Genomic DNA, 16,137 nt, shown 5'->3' with positions numbered 1-16,137 from the left:
CTCCTCGCCATGTCCCGTCCTGCTCGCCACCGGGTGCTCCCGGGGTTCCGTCTGTCACTGGGCTTCAGCTGGTTCTACCTGGGCCTCATCGTCCTCATCCCGCTCTCCAGCCTCTTCCTGCGGACCTTCTCCCTGAGCTGGGAGGAGTTCTGGGGCATCGTGACGACGCCGCGCGCGCTCGCCGCGTACCGGCTCAGCTTCGGGGCCTCGCTGGCCGCCGCGCTCGCCAACGTCGTCTTCGGCCTGCTGGTGGCCTGGGTGCTGGTGCGCTACCGCTTCCCCGGCCGCGACGTGCTGGAGTCCCTGGTGGACCTGCCCTTCGCGCTGCCCACCGCCGTGGCCGGGCTCACGCTCACGACGCTGTTCTCCGCGCAGGGCTGGTACGGCCAGTACCTGGAAGCGCTGGGCCTCAAGGTGGCCTACACGTCCGTGGGCGTGGCCGTCGCGCTGACGTTCATCGGGTTGCCCTTCGTGGTGCGCACCGTGCAGCCCGTGCTGGAGGACATCGACGTGGATGTGGAGGAGGCCGCGGCCACGCTGGGCGCCTCTCCGTGGGCGGTCTTCCGGCGCGTCCTCTTGCCCGCGCTCTTCCCCGCGCTGCTCAGCGGCTTCACGCTGGCCTTCGCCCGCGCGCTGGGGGAGTACGGCTCCGTCGTCTTCATCTCCGGCAACATGCCGATGCGCACGGAGATTGTCCCGCTGCTCATCATCACCCGGCTGGAGCAGTACGACTACGCGGGGGCGACGGCCATCGCCATCGTCATGCTGGGGGCGTCGTTCTCACTGCTGCTGGCCGTCAACCTGCTCCATCGCTGGAGCCAGCGCCGGCTGGAAGCCCGGCCGGGAGCGTGAGCGCCATGCCTCCGTCCACCCTTGTCCTGCGCCGAAACGCGCGCAGCCTGAGCGGCCCGGCGTTCGTCCGTTGGGGGCTCATTGGCGCGGCGGTGCTGCTGCTGGGCGTCTTCCTCATCGTCCCGCTGGTGGCCGTCTTCACCTTCGCCTTCCAGAAGGGCTGGGAGGCCTACGTCTCCGCCCTGACGCACCCGACGGCGCTGGCGGCCATGCGGCTGACGCTGCTGTCCGCGGCCATCGCCGTGCCCTTCAACCTCGCCTTCGGACTGGCCGCGTCGTGGCTCATCGCGCGGTTCCAGTTCCGGGGGCGCTCGTTGTTGATGACGCTCATCGACCTGCCCTTCAGCGTGTCACCCGTCATCGCGGGGCTCATCTTCGTGCTGCTCTTCGGCCGGCAGGGCTGGCTGGGGCCGTGGCTGCTGGATCATGACGTGCGCGTCATCTTCGCCGTGCCCGGCATCGTCCTGGCCACGGTGTTCGTCACCTTCCCCTACGTCGCGCGTGAGCTGCTGCCAGTGATGGAGGCCCAGGGCAGCGACGAGGAGGAGGCGGCGCTGACGCTGGGCGCGAGCGGCTGGCGCACCTTCCTGTGCGTCACGCTGCCGAAGGTGAAGTGGGGCGTGTTGTACGGCGTCATCCTCTGCAACGCGCGCGCAATGGGTGAGTTCGGCGCCGTGTCCGTGGTGTCCGGCCACGTGCGCGGCGTGACGACGACGCTGCCGCTGCACGCGGAGATTCTCTACAACGAGTACGACCTGGCCGGCGCGTTCGCCGTGGCGTCGCTGCTGACGCTGCTCGCGATCGTGACGTTGGTGGTGAAGAAGTTCGTGGAGTGGAGGAGTCATCCGTCATGAGCATCGTCGTCGAGCAACTCGCCCGCCGGTTCACGCAGGGGGGCAGTCCCGCCGTGTCCAGGGTGTCCTTCCAGGCCCCCGAGGGGGCCATCACCTCGCTGCTGGGCCCGTCCGGCGCGGGCAAGTCCACGTTGCTGCGGCTCATCGCCGGGCTGGAGATTCCCGACGAGGGCCGTGTCCTCATCGACGGCGTGGACTGCACGCGGATGCCCGTGCAGCAGCGCGGCGTGGGGGTGGTCTTCCAGAGCTACGCGCTCTTCAAGCACCTCACCGTCCGGCAGAACGTGGCCTTTGGCCTGGAGGTCCGGCGCGTCCCCAAGGCGGAGCGCGACGCCCGTGTGGAGGAGATGCTCCGCATGGTGCAACTGGAGCACCTGGGCGGCCGCTATCCTGGCCAGCTCTCCGGCGGGCAGCGGCAGCGCGTGGCCTTCGCGCGCGCCCTGGCCATCCGCCCCCGCGTGCTGCTGCTGGACGAGCCCTTCGGCGCGCTGGACACGCGGGTGCGCGAGGAGCTCCGGGAGTGGCTCCATGCCCTCCACGAGCGCACGCGGCTGACGACGCTGCTGGTGACGCACGACCAGCAGGAGGCCCTGGAGATTTCCCAGCACGTGGTGGTGCTGAGCGAGGGACGCGTGGCCCAGGCGGGCTCGCCCGCGGACATCTATGACAGGCCCGCGTCTCCCTTCGTCGCCTCGTTCATTGGAGGCGCCAGCGTGCTGCATGGCCATGTCCAGGCGGGCAGGGCGGCCATGGGGGCGCTGTCCGTGGCCGCGCCCGCCGCGGCGCGCGAGGGCGAAGCGGTGCAGGCCTTTGTCCGCCCCCATGACATCAAGCTGGCGAAGGCGCTCGCGGGCGCGGCGAGCGCGTCCACCGCCACCGGCCGCGTCGAGCGGCTCAAGCCGGTGGGCGGCTACGTGAAGGTGTTTCTCCGCCTGCCCAGCGGCGACGAAGTCACGGTGGAGGTGCCGCGCTCGGAGTTCGACGCGCTGGGCGTGGTGGAGGGGGACTCCGTGCGCGCCGACGTCCGGTCCGCCACCGTCTTCGTGGGGGACTACTCCATTTAGTTGGAAAGTCTGGAAAATCTAATATTTCAGCTAAAGCCGTTTGCGTCGCGGAGGAGGAGGGCTATGTCCCAGGGGGAACCCCCTGGAGTGAGACATGCACAAACGACACGCATTGCGTTCGATGTTGTGGGCCGCGAGCAGCCTGGCGTTGGTTGGCGGCTGTTCCCCGGAGTCGGAGCTGTCCGACGTGGAAGCCGTTCCCCTGGTGACGCAGGAGCAGGGCGAGCGGGCCTATGACCCAGGGGCGGGCTGGAACCTGGCGTGGCAGGACGACTTCACGGGGAGCAGCCTCAACGCCGCACACTGGACGGTGCTGACGAGCAACTTCGACCCCGTCACCAACAACTGCAACTTCGGCACGGGGGAGCTGGAGTATCCCCGCGCGCAGAACGTCACCGTCGCGGGCGGCAAGCTCATCCTCACCGCGCAGCGGACGGCGGACGCGCCCTTTGACTCGCGCTGCGCGGGTTACGGGCCGCGTTCGTACTACTCGGGCCGCATCCACTCGAAGGGCAAGGTGGAGCGCCGCTACGGCAAGCTGGTGGCGAGCATCAAGGTGCCGTCCGGCTATGGCATGTGGCCCGCGTTCTGGACGCTGGGCGCGAACATCTCCAACGTCGGGTGGCCCCGGAGCGGCGAAATCGACATCCTCGAATGGCACTCCAACGAGGCCTCGTGGATGAAGTCCGCCGCGCACTGGTTCGCCAATGGCGGGCAGCAGAGCTGGGGCACGGGCGCCAACCGCGGCTACAGCATCGCGGACGGCTTCCACACGTATGAAGTGGAGTGGACGGCGAACCAGATGATTTTCCGCCTGGACGGCCAGCTTCAGGGGAACGTCTTCAACCACAACGAGCCCGCCTTCCAGCAGAACCACTACATCCTCCTCAACCTCGCCCTGGGCGGAAACTGGTACGGCCACCCGCACCCGGACGCGATTGGCCTTCCCTGGGGCCAGACGAAGACGATGGAGGTGGAGTGGGTGCGCTGGTACCAGGCGGGGAGCACGCCGCCGCCCGCGTCCGTCACCAACGCCAGCTTCGAGAACGGCATGACGGGCTGGGCCACCTGGAGCCCCAACGGCACCGAGGCCGCGGACTTCAGCGAGACGTACAACGGGGGCCGCACCGGCGCCTACCACCTGACGCACTGGACGAGCGGCACGCCCTTCGAGGTCTGGACGTACCAGCCGGTGTCGGGGCTCGCGTCGGGCACGTACAAGGTCCGCGCGTGGGTGCGAAAGAGCGGCGCGTTCGAGCTGTCGCGCCTCCAGGCGAAGACGTGTGGCGGGTGCGCGCCCGTCTATACCAACCTGGGGACGTATGGCGGCTGGACGATGGTGGAGACGCCGCCCATCTCCGTCACCGGAGGCTACCTGGAGCTGGGCTTCCACACCCGCGCCACGGCGGGCAACTCCGCCAACTTCATCCACATGGATGACGTGGAGCTCATCCGCCTCTAGGCGCGGCGTGAGCCAGGGCTACAGCACCAGCCGCCAGGACAGTCCGGCCAGGGTGGTGTAGCCCACCGCCGTGCGCTCCACGCGCCCCTCCGAGGAGAGGAAGAACACGGTGGGGAAGGTGTTCACGCGGAAGGCGGCTTGAATGCCGTCGTCCCCGAGGAGCACCGGGTAGTCCACCGCGTGCTCCCGGGCGAAGCGCCGCACGGCCTCCTCGTCTTCGTAGGCCACGGCGACGGACACCACGTGCGCGGAGTCCCCCGCGAGCTTGCGCAGCTGCGAGAGGTTGGAGGACTCCATTCCGCAGACGCCGCACCAGGGGGCCCAGAAGGCCAGCACCACCGGCTTGCCGCGCAGCGCGTCCAGCCGCACGGTGTCTCCCGTCAGCGTCTGGAGGGTGAAGGCGGGCGCTTGCGTCCCCGCTCCGGGGAGGTTCCTCGCCTGCCACGCGGCCACCGCCGCGAAGAGGAGGGCGAACACGGCCAGGTCCACGCCCCAGCGCACCCACCACCGCTCCCGGGCACGGGCCCAGGTGGACTTCAGCCGCTCCAGTACGCCCGTGCCGCCCTGCATGTGCATCCTTTCACTTCGGGACAGGCCCCGGCCGCCCGGGAAGGGCGGCCGGGCCCGCGTCACATCAGGTCAGCGCGGCGGCCTCGTCGGGCTGCCAGGCCGCGTCACGCAGCCGGGCGCCGTCCTGGCGCTGCGCGCGGCCCACCGCCCGCGTGACGGCGTTGCTGGCGCGCTCCAGCGTCCTGTCGATGGCCGCCAGCAGGTTCGTATCCGAGGACTCGATGGCCAGCTCCCGCCCGTGCTCCAGCCGGAGCGCCACGCGGCACACCTGGTCCACGCCGCCCTTGGGGCCGTTGGCATCCTCCAGCCGCACGACGACTTCCTTCACCCTGTCGGACAGCCGGTCCAGGGCGAAGCGCACGCGACGCTCGGCGTAGGTTCGAAGGGTCTCCGTGAGGGGGATGTTCCGGGCTCGGATTTCGACTCGCATCCAGGACGCTCCTTCCGGGGCCCACCATGGGCCCACGCCTCTATCTCTGTCGTCGTGACGCTTTTGGCGCAAATAGGAAAAGCCCCCATGAGTGCTTCGGAAAACCGAAGACTCACGGGGGCCGGTGGCGGGGCCATGCGGCCCTGGAATCACGGGCCGCTGGACTTGGCGGTGTCGCCCGCGGGCTTCCTGGCAGCCGCCTTGGCGGGTGGGCTGGCCGCCTCCGGAGCCGCGGCGTCCGTGGGGGCCTTCTTCGCGGGCATGGCCCAGATGGGGGGCTCTGGCACCGCGCGAGCACCAATGCGCACCTGCTGCTCCACCATGCGCGACCACAGTGACGCCTTGTTGCCTACCAGCGCGTTGTTCGCCAGCTCCAGGGCCCGCGTGTCCTGCGCGCGGCGGTAGAGGCGCGGGGCCACGTCCGGCTGGGCCGGGTCGGAGTCGCTCACCTGCACCTGCTCCTGCACGCTGATGCCGTCCTCCGCGAAGGTGAGGGTGGACGTCAGCTCGAACTTGCGGCGCAGCCCGTTGGGCAGCTCGAAGGTCATCTCCCGGGACAGGGGGAACCACGCGGCGCCCAGGCAGGCGCGACTCGCGCTGGAGACGGACTCGCTGAAAAATCGGTTGGTGCGCAGCGGCATGATGCGCGCGTGCCGGCGGCAGACCTCCTCGTCGCCGGAGGTGCACGCGTCACCTTCCGCGACGAGGATTTGCGTGCCCTTCACCTGCTCCAGGCGCAGCCGGGTGTTCTTCGCCATGGCGCGCAGCGCGCCCAGTGCCTCCACCCGGAAGCCCTGCTCGGTGGTCTCCACCAGCGCCACCGGGCCCAGGGCCTCGCCGTTGGTGAAGCGCCGCGTCTGCACCCAGACCAGCCGCTGGCCCGCCTGGAGCGTCTCCAGGACGAGGTCCTCCTCGGAGAGCTTCTCCGCCGGCGGCAGGGCCTGCGAGTCCGGGCCGGCCTCCACGCACTCGTCCGCGGCCGGGTCCTGCCACCACACCGGGGCACCGGCGCAGTCCACGCTGGGGCGCGGGTTGGCGCCCGTGTCCTTGTCGTAGCCGTGGAGCAGCAGCGCGAACCAGGTGTCCGGCGTGGGGAAGGAGCGCGCGTTGGGGCCCGCCTCGGCGAAGCACATCGACGGCTTGGGGACGGTGGCGCAGCCGGCCAGCAGGGACAGCGCGACGGCGGAGGCCTGAAGCGTTCGTTTCATGGGTTCTCTCAGGCCTCGGCGAACCGGAGGTCCCAGTCGCCTCCCTCGGTCAGGGCCACATGCAGCTTGGGAGGCACCGCGCCGCTCACCAGGTGCTGCAGCAACTCGCGGGACAGCGCCGGCATCAGCGAGCCCTGGAGAATCTGCTCCATGTTGCGCGCCCCCATCTCCGACTCCGTGCAGCGCCGCGCCAGCTCGTCCAGCAGCTCCGGCGCCAGCGTCGTCTCCACGTTGTGCGCCGTGCGCAGCCGGCTCACCAGCTTGGCCAGCTTCATCTCCGCAATCTGGCGCATCACGTCGCGCTGCACCGGGCCGAAGGGGACGACCGTCATGCGCGCCAGCAGCGCCGGCTTGAAGTGCTGGCTGAGCGCGGGGCGAATCACCGACAGGACTTCCTCGGAGGTGGGCTGCGCGCCGTCCTCGAACATCCGCATCACCAGGTCCGAGGCCAGGTTGCTGGTGAGGATGAGCACGGTGTTCTTGAAGTCCACCGCGCGGCCCTCGCCGTCCGTCAGCGAGCCCTTGTCGAACACCTGGTAGAAGAGGTTCATCACCTCCAGGTCGGCCTTCTCGCACTCGTCCAGCAGCACGACGGAGTAGGGGCGCTGGCGCACCGCCTCCGTCAGCAGGCCGCCCTCGCCGTAGCCCACGTAGCCCGGCGGCGAGCCGATGAGCCGGCTCACCGTGTGCTTCTCCTGGAACTCGCTCATGTTGAGCGTCGTCATGAAGCGCTCGCCGCCGTAGAGCGCTTCCGCCAGCGCCAGCGCCGTCTCCGTCTTGCCCACGCCGCTGGGGCCCACGAAGAGCATGACGCCAATGGGCGTGTCCGGGTTGCGGATGCCGGCCTGGGAGATGCGGATGATCTCCGCCACCTTCGTCAGCGCCGCCTCCTGGCCCCGCACCCGGCCCCGGAGCTTGTCCTCCAGGTTGAGCACCGACTCCAGCAGGTCGCTGCGCATCTTCCCCACGGGCACGCCCGTCCAGCCCGCCACCACCCGCGCGACGATGTCCGCGTCCACGTCCGCGTGCACCAGCGGCACCTCGCCGCGCGTGGCCGCCAGCTTCGCCGCCGCTTCGTCCACCGCCGCCTTCAGGGGCGCCGAATCCGTGTCCGGCGCGGCCTCGCGCAGGGCCTTGCGGGCCTCCATCAGCGCCGCGACGGCCGTGCGCTCGGTCTCCCAGCGCGCGTGCAGCGTGGCGCGGGCATCCACCGTGGCGCTCAGCTTCGCCTCGGCGGCCTCCAGGGACGTCTGCTCGTCCGGGCCGCCCGTGCCCTCGGCGAGGTCGCGCTTGCGCGTGTCGCGCTCGCGCTCCAGCGCCGCGATCTCCTGGTCCAGCTGCACCAGCTCCTCGGGCCGGGTGGACAGCTCAATCTTCACGCGGGCCGCGGACGTGTCCAGCAGGTCCACCGCCTTGTCCGGGAGCTGCCGGCCGGAGATGTACCGGCTGGACAGGCGCACCGCGGCGGTGACGGCCTCGTCGCGGATGATGACGCCGTGGGCCGCTTCATACGTGGGGCGCAGGCCGCGCAGCATCAGCTCCGCGTCCTCCTCGCTGGGCTCCTCCACCTTCACTGGCTGGAAGCGCCGCTCCAGCGCGGCGTCCTTCTCGAAGTACTTCTTGTACTCGGCCCAGGTGGTGGCCGCGAGCGTGCGCAGCTCACCGCGCGCCAGCGCCGGCTTGAGCAGGTTGGACGCGTCCGTGCCGCCCTGCGAGCCGCCCGCGCCGATGATGGTGTGCGCCTCGTCGATGAACAGGATGATGGGGGTGGGGGAGGCCTTCACCTCGGAGATGACGGCCTTGAGGCGGTTCTCGAACTCGCCGCGCACGCCCGCGCCCGCCTGGAGCAGGCCCAAATCCAACCCCAGCAGCTCCACGTTCTTCAGCGCGTCGGGCACCTCGCCCCGGACAATGGCCCAGGCCAGGCCCTCCACCAGCGCCGTCTTGCCCACGCCGGGCTCGCCCACCAGGATGGGGTTGTTCTTCCGGCGGCGGGAGAGGATGTCCACCATCTGCCGGATTTCGCGGTGCCGGCCGAAGATGGGGTCAATCTTCCCCTCGCGCACCCGGCCCGTGAAGGACGTGGCGAAGCGCTTGAGGGCTTCATCTCCACGGCCGCCCGAGCCGCCGGCCGCGCCCCCCGCGGCGCCACTGGCCGCGGCATCCGCGGAGGCGACCTCGACATTCTCGGGCGAGGGCCGCAGCACCACGTCCAGCGAGCTCATCAGCTCATCGCGGCTGATGGCGTCCAGCTCGGGGAACAGCTCCGCAGTGTAGCGCGCGCGCCGGCTGACGAACTGGGCGAACAGCAGGCCCGAGCGCAGCCGCGTGGCGCCCTGCTCCACGGAGGCCAGGAGCCACGCTTCCTCGAACCACTGGAACAGCGTCTCGGAGAAGACGGGCCGGCCGGAGCTGCCCGCGCGCAGGCCCTGGAGGGCGCGCTCCATGCTGGCCAGCACGTGCCGGCGGTCCACGCCGAACTGCTGGAGGATGCGCGCGACGTCGGAGTCCTCCGGCTCCAGCATCTGCACCAGCATGTGCTCCGGGACGATTTCATAGAACCGTCCCGCGCTGGCCCGGGCCACGGCGGCCTCGAGCAGACGGGTAGACGTGGGCGTCAGGCGACGGACGAGCGCTTTCGGATCGACGCGAATGGGAGCCCCCAAAAATGACAGCGGTGGTGGACGGTATATCGGGCGCCCCCTGGCGGCGTAAATCCCCGCGCCGCGCGCCCGCCTGCTCTAACGACTCATTTCACCACGGGGACACTCATCTGCGTCTGCTGGCTCAGACCCAGCCAGGTGTCCCGCCCGAGCTGACTCGGCTCCCGGCTGGAGAGCCGGAACTGGTGCTGCACCCCTTCGGTGAGCCCCAGCTCCAAATCGTACTCCAGGGGGTCCCTCACGAAGAGGGCCACCACCTCGCGCACCAGCGGTAGCAGGTCCCCTTCCTGCATCAGCCGCTTGTAGGCGCGCGGGGGCAGCGGCCGGATGTGGATTTGAATCTTCCCCGTCCGGTCGAAGGCCTTGCCGCCCAGCAGCATGTTGCGTCCCAGCTGGTGGTTGGAGTGGCCCAGCCTCGCCCGGGCGTCGATGTCCACCCAGCGGCCCACGAACTGGCGCACCGCCACCCGCGCGCCCTCCAGGTCGTCGCCCAGCACGTCCTCGAGCGCGACCTCCAACTGCTCGGACGTCCTGGCCCGGCTGGCCAGCAGCGGGGCGATGCGCAGCAGGCGCCACGTCGGCAGCGTGCCCTCCAGGGGCTTCTCGTAGGTGTCGAACCCGCCCAGCGCCAGCAGGCGCCGGGACCACTGGTCCGAGAAGGACGTGTCCGTCTCGCTGGTGACGCGGTACTTCGACTCGATGCGGTACAGCAGCGACAGCAGCCGGTGGTGGAAGAGGTCCAGGAACTCGCGCCGCACCGGGTGGTCCGGGTCCTCCTGCGCGACCTCCTCGGCCAGGTAGTGGGGCAGGGGGCTCACCGCGCCCGTCAGGCCCAGGAAGCGTGTCACCACCTCGAAGAGCGGCCGCTTCGAATACGGGTCCTCCGCCCGCACCGGCACCTGGTGCAGCGTCACGGACGACACGTCGCCCGAGGGGAACCCCAGGGACGGGTCGTGCCGGAAGCGAATCATCTCCTCGTTGACGGGCCCCGCGCCGCCCACGCGGGTGGCCTGCGACGTCAGCCGCTCCAGGAACGCCACCAGGGGGAAGAAGCCCACCCGAGGCGCCAGCTCGGCCAGCTTCTGGGCCGTCTCTACAAAAGCGTCTGGGAGCCGTTCCTCGGAAGCCACGCGAACTCCGTCTGCGAGGGGTGAAGCCGGATGCTCAGCTCGTTGAAGGAGTTGATGGTGACGTGGGAGGCGAGCAGCTCCTCCAGCACGGAGCCGAAGAGAAACGAATCTCCCACGCCCATGAAGTTCTCTTCGTCCAGGTCCACCCGGGTGCGGTGGCCCCGCAGCGGCGCGCCCTCCAGGAAGCGCGTCACCGGCTTCGTCTCCACCGCGCGGATGGCGTTGATGCGCAGGCGGCTGGCGCGCGCCGCCAGGTTGTCGGTGAGCGAATGGAAGTTGTACAGGTCCATCAGCCGCCGCAGCGCGGCCGCGTCCGCCAGCGAGTGCTGGTTGACGGCCAGGTGCGACAGCAGCCGCCAGTGCAGCTCGCTGCCCAGCGGCGCGCGCGCGGGCCGGCTCACCGGGGAGATGTTCCGGAACTTCGCCTGCGTGGGACTGGCGGACGTGGAGGCCGTCAAGTCACCCACCTGCAGCCGCGAGGGCAGCGAGCGGTTGGTGCACGTCAGGTCCATGGACAGCGCTTCCTCCGCGGTGACCTCCGGCGCGATGTTCCGCGGCGTCTCCAGGGTGATGTACGTGTCGATGCCTTCGTCCAGCGGCGAAGGCAGCCGGCGCAGCCGGTAGAAGGACTGCTCGGCGTCCCCGCCCGCGGTGTGGGTGAACTCGTGGAAGGGCCGGTAGACGCGCCGCTCGTTGCGCCCGGCCTTCAGGCCCGTCACCGAGTCCACCGAGTACACCTCGGCGTGGTTGGGGGGCAGGTCGGACGCGCGCAGCAGGTGCTCTCGGTCCAGCGTGCGGTGGAGGATGGGGTCCGCCGGCACGCTGAAGAGGTTCACCGCGGGGGCGCAGTGCAGCCGGAACATCTCCCGGTGGATGCGCGCATCCAGGGGCGGCGGCCGCTCCAGGTGGAAGGCGAGCTCGAAGCGGTCCTCCTTCATCCCGGCGGCGGCGTCCAGCCCGCGCACCTCGAAGAACAGGAACTTCTCCGGCAGCGTCAGGTACTCCTGGAGGTGCCGGTAGCCCTCGCTGGCGCGAGGCCAGGGCAGCAGCTTGAAGTCCCGGTGGAAGCCCACCGGTTGGATGGCGTTCACCGGCAGCTTGAGGCCGTCGCCCTGTCCCGCCGCGCCGCGCACGCGCACCTGGCGGCAGTAGCGCAAGAGCCACAGCAGCACCACCGACGCGGCGGACAGGTCGGCGTGGATGAACAGGCGCAGGCCCTGCTCGCGGAACACCTCCGCGCGGCCCTGTTCCGTCGTCTGGAAATAGAGCCGCAGCACCGGCGCGGTGATGGACGAGCGGTCCAGGAGCGCGTCGGTGAGCTGCACCGGCAGCAGGTCCACGTCCGTGGTGGTGCGGAAGACGCAACTGGTGCCGTCAATCGGCTGGGACGCCACCTCCGCCCCGGCGGCCAGCCGCGAGCGGCCGCGCAGCGCGCGCAGGTGCGGGGTGAACTCGACGATGGTGGAGGCCGGCAGCGGGCGCAGGTAGTGCGGCAGCAGCAGCTCGGTGAGCCCGTGCACCAGCTCCGGCACGTCGTCGTCCACGCGCTCGCGGATGCGGGCCGCGAGGAACGCGAAGCCTTCCAGCAGCCGCTCCACGTCCGGGTCCGCGCCGCGCTCCACCAGCAGGCCCGCGACAGAGGGGTTGGCCAGCCCGAAGGCCCGTCCCATCTCCCGCAGGTACGACAGCTCGCTCAGGTAATACTTGCTGAACATCCTCGCCCTCCGCCACGCACCCCTGGATTCACCCGGCTCACCACAGGTCCACGCGTCCGCCCGGGTGCACCTGGGTGTGGAAACGCACCATGCCTCGCCGATTCTGCGTGGCCAACTGGGCGGTGATGTCGAAGCGCAGCGCCGTCGGGTCCACCGGATCCGCGGTGTAGTGCACCACCACGCTCTTCAGGCGCGGCTCGAAGTCCTGGATGGCCTGCCGGATGGACTGCGTCATCCGCGGTATCGCCGACGGGTAGGAATGGACGATGTCGTTCAGGTCCAGGATGCCGTAGCCCGGTGAGGCTACGGACTCCCCCTTGCGCGTGTTGAGGAGGTTGCGCAGGTGCTCGGCGATGGACTCAACGACGTCGCCAGGCGGGGCGAGCGTGCCGTTGCCTTCAGCGATGCGCGACAACAAGCCTCGGGAGCCCATGGATTTCCTTCAACAGCGCGAGTACCCCAACCCCCGACCGCCCGCGTAGCCCGCTGCACGGACGGCCGGTGGAGGGACGGAACATCAACGCTGGGTGTCCCAGGTGTCCTCGTGCGTGACGCCGCCCTGGGTGATGGTCCAGTTGATGGTGTGGAACACCAGCTGGAGGGTCTCCATCGGGGGCAGGTTGGTGCTCGCCGGCACGAAGGAGTTCGGCACCGTCTGCTGGATGGCGTTGATGCGGGCCTTCTTGACGGACACCGTGTAGAACTGCTCGGTGGTGCCGTCGCCCGTCGGGTTCGGACGGAAGAACTTGAAGGTCGCGTCAATGACCTGGTTCTCGCAGAGGGCCTTCATCAGCAGCGGCGACGCCTTGTCGATGCGCTTGGTGATTTCGATGCCCTCGTACTGGCGGCGGCCCGTCGCCAGACCAGAGCCGGCCTCGCGAGCGGTGAAGACCTTCTGGCTGTACGCGACGCACTCGATGGAGTCCGCGCGGCCCAGGCTGGTCTGCGTGCTGTCGCCCTTGATGTCGCTGCCGTTCGCCTTCAGGTACAGGTGTACTGATTCAGCCATGACTTCAACCTCGTCGCTTTGCGCGCGTCCGCGCGCTGGTGGACCCAGGCTCACCTTGAGCCTGGGCTTGTTGGAGCCCCTAAACTAGCTGAAATGACCGACGCTGGGTGAAACGGGCTCTACTCCTTGTCCAACTTGCCCACGAGGGACAAGGTGAACGACGCACCCATGTACTTGAAGTGGGGGCGCACCTGCAGGCCGCAGCGGTACCAGCCCGGCTGACCGTCCACGTCCTCCACCACCACGCGCGCGGCGCGCAGGGGGCGGCGCGAGCGCACGGCGGGCGCCGGGTCATCCATGTCGGAGATGTACTGGCTGAGCCAGTGGTTGAGCTCGCGCTCCAGGTCCGACTTCTCCTTCCAGCTCCCAATCTGCTCGCGCTGGAGCACTTTGATGTAGTGCGCCAGGCGGGTCATGATGAACATGTAGGGAAGCTGCGTGCCCAGGCGGTAGTTGGTCTCCGCCGCCTTTCCCTCCGGGGTGTTGCCGAAGAACTTGGGCTTCTGCGTGGAGTTGGCGCTGAAGAAGGCCGCGTTGTCGGAGTCCTTGCGGAAGACGAGCCCGATGAAGCCCTCCTCGGAGAGCTCGAACTCGCGCCGCTCGGTGAGCATGACCTCGGTGGGAATCTTGGTCTGGATTTCCCCCATGGCCTCGTACTGGTGCAGCGGCAGGTTCTCCACCGCGCCGCCGGACTGGGGACCGATGATGTTCGGGCTCCAGCGGAACTTGGCGAACGAGTCCGCCACGCGGCTGGTGAGCGCCACGGAGGCGTGACCCCACAGGTAGCGCTCGTGGTGGCCCACGACGTCCTCGGTGAAGTTGAAGGCCTTCACCGGCACCGTCTTCTCACCGTAGGGCAGGCGCAGCAGGAAGCGCGGCAGCGCCAGGCCCACGTAGCGGGCGTCCTCGCTCTCACGGAACGAATGCCACCGGGCGTACTGCGGGCCCTCGAAGAGGGACTTGAGGTCCTTCAGGTCAGGCAGCTTGAGGAAGCTCTCCTCGCCGAACACCTCCGGCGCGGCGTTGCCGATGAAGGGCGCGTGGGCCATGGCGGCCACGGAGGCGCACTTGCGAAGCAGCTCCATGTCCTGCGGGCCGACGTTGAAGTCGTAGTTGGCGGAGATGATGCCGTAGGGCTTGCCACCGAAGACGCCGTACTCGTTGGAGTACACCAGCTTGTACAGGCCGCTCTTGGTGACCTCGGGCGCGTCCTCGAAGTCCTTCTGCAGGTCTTCCTTGGAGGCGTTGAGCATCTCCACGCGGGTGTTCTCGCGGAAGTCGGTGCGGTCCACCATGAACTTCAGCGAGCGCCACGAGGACTCCAGCTTCTGGAACTCCGTCGCGTGGAGGATTTCGTTGACCTGGGAGGACAGGCGCTTGTCGATTTCGGCGATCATCGCGTCGACGAGCGCCTTGTCCACGCGCTCCTCGGAGCGGTTGGGCGCCAGCATCTCGGTGATGAAGGCCTGCACGCCGCGCTTGGCGACGTCGTAACCCTCGTCCTTCGGCTTCAGCTTGGCCTCGGACAGGATTTCGTCGAGCAGGGACAGCGAGGCGTCATCGGCGACGCCCGTGGACTTCTGGGTCTGGGTCTCGTTGGCCATGGTGATTCGGTTCCCCCTGGAAGGGCTACTTGCTCTCTTCGGTCAGACCCAGTTCCTTGATGAGTGCCTTGCGTCCGTCCTCGTCGGCGAGCAGGGCCTGGAGCTTCTTGCGGAACGCCGGCAGGTTGCCCAGGGGGCCCTTGAGGGCGTTGAGCGCGCTGCGCAGCTCGAGCAGCTTCTTCAGCTCCGGCACCTGGTTGACGACGCTCTCGGGCGAAAAGTCATTCAGGTTCTTGAACTGGAGCGACACGTTCATCGTGGCGTTCGGGTCGGCCGAAAGCTTGTCGGCGGCGGTCAGGGTGACCTTGAGGTTCTGCTGGGCCATGACCTCGTTGAAGTTGGCCTTGTCCACGTTGATGGGCGCGCGCTGCTCCAGCGGACGGGCGTCTTCCTGGCCCGTGAAGTCCCCCAGCATCAGCACCTTCAGCGGCAGCTCCACCTGCTCCTGCGCGTTGCCGGTGGCGGGCTTGTAGACGATGTTGACGCGCTCGGTAGGGGCGACGGAACTCTCTTTGCTCATCTGCGGCTTTCTCCTTGAGAACTGCGTAGAAGACGCGGGCGTCGCATGAGGGAGCGCTTCGCCGCGGTACGACGGGTGTCCTTCACGCGCCGACGCGCAGCGTGGCGGAAGAGTCCAGCAACGCTAGACGACGATACCGGTTTCGAAATTTCACTGCCACCGGTCCAGACGCCTTTTCCACGTCGGTTCGGGTTTGCAGCCACCCCTCCAGGCACGCGGCGGCGAGCGCCGGCTCCCAGGTGTCGAGCGCGTGGGCGGAGACCTCTTCGTCCAGGGCGTCATAGACGGCGCGCGCGAGCGGCAACTGGCCCGCATTGGCACACAACCGCGCCAGCTCCAGCCGGGAGATGAAGCGGGCGCGGCCGGTGCTGGCGGCGGTGACGGCGGCCTGCAACCGGGTGACGGCTTCGTGAACGCGGCCTTCCTCCAGCAACGTGCGGGCTTCGGCTTCCAACGCCGCGCTGTCGGCATGGACAGACGCGCCCAGCGCCAGGGGGCCCAGGGCCAGGGTCGTGGACACCGACACCGCGGCGGAAGGGGCGGATGTGGGCGCGCTCACGCGCAGGACGTGGTCGCGCAGCCAGGCCTGGGTGGCGTCGTCCGTGAGCGGGGTGTCCAGGGTGGAGCGGAGCGTCTCCACGCCGGTCAGCCGGCGCAGCTGGATGGCCAGCTCCTGCGCCAGCGCGGCGCGAGCCCCGGCGTACGCGGCGCCCAGTCCCTCCAGGGCGGTGGCGCTGTACCGGTGGAGCGTCAGGGCGAAGCGGTGGCGGGCCAGGGCGGACTCGGACTCGTCGAGCAACTCACCCCAGCGCTGGTTCTGCTCCAGGGTCTCCAGCTTGGTGCGCAGCAGGTCCGGCAGGGGGTGAATCTGGGTGCGGCCATTGCCATCCGCGGCGGGCGGCTGGGTCAGGTGCAGCCACAGGCCCATGCGGTTGAGGCGGTAGGAGAGCGGGTCCTCGGGGCTCGCCCGGCGCAGCGCGCCCGCGGCTCCTAGCAGCGCGCCGCCCACGGTGCGCAGGAAGTCGGTGACGGCCTCCACGCTGGACAGGTCCGGGG

The 16,137-nt window shown here is 69.5% G+C and carries 15 protein-coding genes; 4 read left to right on the top strand and 11 right to left on the bottom strand.

The window, feature by feature from the left end; all coding sequences use genetic code 11:
- Nucleotides 1-9: 9 nt before the first annotated feature.
- The 4 genes from cysT to G4D87_RS00620 all read left to right on the top strand — a co-directional run bounded on the left by cysT (nucleotide 10) and on the right by G4D87_RS00620 (nucleotide 4,232).
- Complete coding sequence (gene cysT / locus G4D87_RS00635) at nucleotides 10-852, top strand: sulfate ABC transporter permease subunit CysT (protein WP_163777224.1); 843 nt, start codon at nucleotides 10-12, stop codon at nucleotides 850-852.
- Between the two features lie 5 nt (nucleotides 853-857).
- The gene (gene cysW / locus G4D87_RS00630) at nucleotides 858-1,706 is read left to right on the top strand and encodes a sulfate ABC transporter permease subunit CysW (protein ID WP_163777222.1); all 849 of its coding nucleotides are present in this window, start codon (nucleotides 858-860) and stop codon (nucleotides 1,704-1,706) included.
- Nucleotides 1,703-2,770, top strand: coding sequence for a sulfate/molybdate ABC transporter ATP-binding protein (locus G4D87_RS00625; protein WP_163777220.1), 1,068 nt, complete (start codon nucleotides 1,703-1,705; stop codon nucleotides 2,768-2,770). Before cysW ends, G4D87_RS00625 begins: the two co-directional genes overlap by 4 nt.
- A 94-nt stretch (nucleotides 2,771-2,864) precedes the next feature.
- On the top strand, nucleotides 2,865-4,232 hold the full coding sequence (locus G4D87_RS00620) for a glycoside hydrolase family 16 protein (protein ID WP_163777218.1): 1,368 nt from the start codon (nucleotides 2,865-2,867) through the stop codon (nucleotides 4,230-4,232).
- An 18-nt stretch (nucleotides 4,233-4,250) separates the two neighbouring features.
- Here the strand turns inward: G4D87_RS00620 and G4D87_RS00615 are convergent, their stop codons facing one another.
- From G4D87_RS00615 to tssA, 11 genes are all read right to left on the bottom strand, one after another.
- Nucleotides 4,251-4,808, bottom strand: a complete 558-nt coding sequence (locus tag G4D87_RS00615; RefSeq protein ID WP_163777215.1) for a peroxiredoxin family protein — start codon at nucleotides 4,806-4,808, stop codon at nucleotides 4,251-4,253.
- 58 nt (nucleotides 4,809-4,866) lie between these two features.
- Complete coding sequence (locus G4D87_RS00610) at nucleotides 4,867-5,232, bottom strand: HPF/RaiA family ribosome-associated protein (protein WP_090493031.1); 366 nt, start codon at nucleotides 5,230-5,232, stop codon at nucleotides 4,867-4,869.
- A gap of 149 nt (nucleotides 5,233-5,381) precedes the next feature.
- The gene (locus tag G4D87_RS39890; RefSeq protein ID WP_163777214.1) at nucleotides 5,382-6,440 is read right to left on the bottom strand and encodes a hypothetical protein; all 1,059 of its coding nucleotides are present in this window, start codon (nucleotides 6,438-6,440) and stop codon (nucleotides 5,382-5,384) included.
- A gap of 8 nt (nucleotides 6,441-6,448) precedes the next feature.
- Nucleotides 6,449-9,106: a type VI secretion system ATPase TssH gene (tssH, locus tag G4D87_RS00600; protein WP_163777212.1), complete on the bottom strand. Its 2,658-nt coding sequence runs from the start codon at nucleotides 9,104-9,106 to the stop codon at nucleotides 6,449-6,451.
- Between the two features lie 83 nt (nucleotides 9,107-9,189).
- Nucleotides 9,190-10,233: a type VI secretion system baseplate subunit TssG gene (gene tssG / locus G4D87_RS00595; protein ID WP_176408929.1), complete on the bottom strand. Its 1,044-nt coding sequence runs from the start codon at nucleotides 10,231-10,233 to the stop codon at nucleotides 9,190-9,192.
- A complete protein-coding gene (gene tssF / locus G4D87_RS00590; protein ID WP_163777210.1) occupies nucleotides 10,197-11,948 on the bottom strand; it encodes a type VI secretion system baseplate subunit TssF in 1,752 nt (583 codons plus the stop codon). Before tssF ends, tssG begins: the two co-directional genes overlap by 37 nt.
- Nucleotides 11,949-11,985: 37 nt before the next feature.
- Nucleotides 11,986-12,381: a type VI secretion system baseplate subunit TssE gene (gene tssE / locus G4D87_RS00585; protein ID WP_163777207.1), complete on the bottom strand. Its 396-nt coding sequence runs from the start codon at nucleotides 12,379-12,381 to the stop codon at nucleotides 11,986-11,988.
- A gap of 84 nt (nucleotides 12,382-12,465) precedes the next feature.
- Entirely contained in the window at nucleotides 12,466-12,957 is a 492-nt protein-coding gene (gene tssD / locus G4D87_RS00580; protein ID WP_163777205.1) for a type VI secretion system tube protein TssD, read from the bottom strand.
- A 119-nt stretch (nucleotides 12,958-13,076) separates the two neighbouring features.
- Complete coding sequence (gene tssC, locus G4D87_RS00575) at nucleotides 13,077-14,561, bottom strand: type VI secretion system contractile sheath large subunit (RefSeq protein WP_163777203.1); 1,485 nt, start codon at nucleotides 14,559-14,561, stop codon at nucleotides 13,077-13,079.
- Nucleotides 14,562-14,586: 25 nt separating this feature from the next.
- Nucleotides 14,587-15,081 carry a type VI secretion system contractile sheath small subunit gene (gene tssB / locus G4D87_RS00570; protein ID WP_163777200.1) on the bottom strand — a complete coding sequence of 165 codons (495 nt, stop codon included), beginning with the start codon at nucleotides 15,079-15,081 and terminating at the stop codon, nucleotides 14,587-14,589.
- Nucleotides 15,082-15,163: 82 nt separating this feature from the next.
- Nucleotides 15,164-16,137: type VI secretion system protein TssA (gene tssA / locus G4D87_RS00565; RefSeq protein ID WP_163777198.1), on the bottom strand; the 974-nt coding region annotated here is incomplete at its 5' end.

It is taken from the genome of Myxococcus vastator (assembly GCF_010894475.1).
In the GTDB taxonomy this organism is placed as follows: Bacteria; Myxococcota; Myxococcia; order Myxococcales; family Myxococcaceae; genus Myxococcus; species Myxococcus vastator.
Note: the sequence above shows the minus strand (reverse complement) of the source record. Positions and strands in the feature narration are given on the sequence as shown.